This window comes from Stenotrophomonas sp. 05L44_2 (assembly GCF_056665995.1).
The window spans coordinates 1-2,187 of the sequence record NZ_JBFTNR010000821.1; the positions used below are offsets into that span (position 1 = coordinate 1).

Here is a 2,187-nt window from a genome sequence, read left to right on the forward strand (position 1 = left end):
GGCCGAGGTCACGGTTTTGTGAACCTGTTGGATCCGAAGCCTGAATTTAACGTTGTTTTAACAACAATCTAACGACTGGCCCACCGCGGCCAGCTAGGATGCGACCCGGCCCCCGAAATGTTTCACGCTGCGGTGACACGCGCGACGGGGAGTGGAGCAGGACGCTCCGCTGCTTTCAGGTTTCCCGCTTCGGTTTCGAAGGAAGGTCCTGCAGAGCTGCCAAGGCGTCGCGTAGCCCTTTGTGCGTGGCGGCTGAAACTGCGTGGGGTCCATTCCGGTTGTCGAGCGCTGGGGAGCGCGTGGGAGTGGGAGACGCAGTCTTGACGGTCACCTTGGTGGCCTTCAGCCCGATGGACCGGGCCGCGTCGAGCAACTGGGCTTCGGCAAGCCGCAACTTGGCATGCCAGACCGGGGACTCGACGAGAAAAACGAGGTGTTCCCCGTCCACATTGGCCAGCCGGCAACGGCTGCGCAGAGGTGGCGGCAACTGGGGGCGCAACTGACGGTCCAGCGCGTCGAGCCATAGGGCACGCCGCAGCGGGTTCCCGCTTTTGTCCGCCATCACTGCATCCAGGGCCGGTTTCGGTCGGGATGCGGGACGAACGCTGGATTTCGGCTCAGACATGAAAACTCACTGATGGCATTCAAAAAGATCGTAATCAAAACGCGTGAAGGACAGGCCAAATCGGCGCTCACGCGTTTGCGGTTCTACTTCGAGGACCGCCCCCGAGCCCTGCTGGGCAGCGTGCTCGGCGCAGGTTGCATTATCGGCCTTGCCGGTGGAATTGGCGTCAGCGCGCTCAATGACTCGCGCCTGCAGGCCAAGGTCGACCGCCAGGAGGCCGAACTGGCCAAGGTCCAGCGTGATGCGCAGACCCAGGTCAACGCGCTGGCTGCCCGCCTCGGCGAGCTGCAGGCGCAGGCCACCCGCCTGAACGCCCTGGGCGAGCGACTGACCCAGATGGGCAAGCTGGAAGACGGCGAATTCGATTTCAACGAGACCCCCGGCCTCGGTGACGGCGATGCCGGCGGCCCGACCGCCGACATCCCGGTGAAGGACGTCAACGCCGACTTACAGGTGCTGGAGCAGCGCTTCGCTGCTTCAGGCCGCCAGTTGTCGGTGATGGAATCGCTGATGTTCGACCACCAGCTGCAGCAGAACGCCGTGCCTTCGCGCATGCCGATCCGCAACAGCTACGTCACGTCCGGCTTCGGTACCCGTGCCGACCCGTTCGGTCGCGGTGYCGCCACCCACAAGGGCATGGACTTCCACGCCCGCGTCGGTGACCCGGTGATGTCGGTGGCCGACGGCGTGGTCAGCTTCTCCGGGGTCAAGGGCGGCTACGGCAACGTGGTCGATGTGGACCACGGCAACGGCTACGTCACCCGCTACGCGCACAATTCGCGCCTGGTGGTGAAGGTCGGCGACCTCGTCCGTGCCGGCCAGGAAGTGGCCAAGGCCGGTTCCACCGGTCGTTCGACCGGCGCCCACGTGCACTTCGAGGTGTGGGAGAACGGCAACGTGGTCAACCCGCGCAAGTTCCTCGGCGATGGCGGCAATACCCCGGTCGGGCGCATCACCCGCGGTTGAATCGGGCCCCCGTACTCCGGGGGCGGTAGTGCCGGCCGCTGGCCGGCAACCTCATGATCTTCGGCAACATCGCGGATTGCCGGCCAGCGGATCAATGCGCTGGAGCCGGAGATCGAGAAGCTTTCCGACGAGCAGCTGCAGGCCAAGACGCCGGAATTCAAGCAGCGCATCGCCGGTGGTGAAGCCCTGGACAAGGTGTTGCCCGAAGCGTTCGCGGTCTGCCGCGAGGCCGGTCGCCGCGTGCTGGGCATGCGCCACTACGACGTGCAGCTGATCGGCGGCATGGTGCTTCACCTGGGCAAGATCGCAGAAATGCGCACCGGTGAAGGCAAGACCCTGGTGGCGACCCTGCCGGTGTACCTCAACGCGCTGGAAGGCAAGGGCGTGCACGTGGTSACCGTGAACGACTACCTGGCCCRSCGCGATGCCGCGCAGATGGGCAAGCTGTACAACTGGCTGGGCCTGAGCGTGGGCGTGGTCTACCCGGGCATGCCGCACAGCGACAAGCGCGAAGCCTATGGTTCGGACATCACCTACGGCACCAACAACGAATTCGGTTTCGACTACCTGCGCGACAACATGGCGCTGTCCAAGGC

2 protein-coding genes and 1 pseudogene are annotated in these 2,187 nt (G+C 65.0%); 2 read left to right on the forward strand and 1 reads right to left on the reverse strand.

All coding sequences use genetic code 11. The annotated features are described in order from the left end of the window. Positions 1–175: 175 nt before the first annotated feature. On the reverse strand, positions 176–625 hold the full coding sequence (locus AC1VAN_RS20985; RefSeq protein ID WP_025876573.1) for a DciA family protein: 450 nt from the start codon (positions 623–625) through the stop codon (positions 176–178). Positions 626–637: 12 nt separating this feature from the next. On the opposite strand from AC1VAN_RS20985, the gene AC1VAN_RS20990 reads away from it, so the two are divergent. Both AC1VAN_RS20990 and AC1VAN_RS20995 read left to right on the forward strand, forming a co-directional pair. Further along, a complete protein-coding gene (locus AC1VAN_RS20990) occupies positions 638–1,591 on the forward strand; it encodes a M23 family metallopeptidase (RefSeq protein ID WP_480986656.1) in 954 nt (317 codons plus the stop codon). An 87-nt stretch (positions 1,592–1,678) separates the two neighbouring features. Continuing rightward, positions 1,679–2,187 (forward strand): annotated as a pseudogene (locus tag AC1VAN_RS20995) (DEAD/DEAH box helicase); the annotation flags it as partial.

Coding starts and splice junctions, on each gene's coding strand:
- AC1VAN_RS20985 (WP_025876573.1), bottom strand. CDS start 625: ATGTCTGAGCCGAAATCCAGCGTTCGTCCCGCATCCCGACCGAAACCG.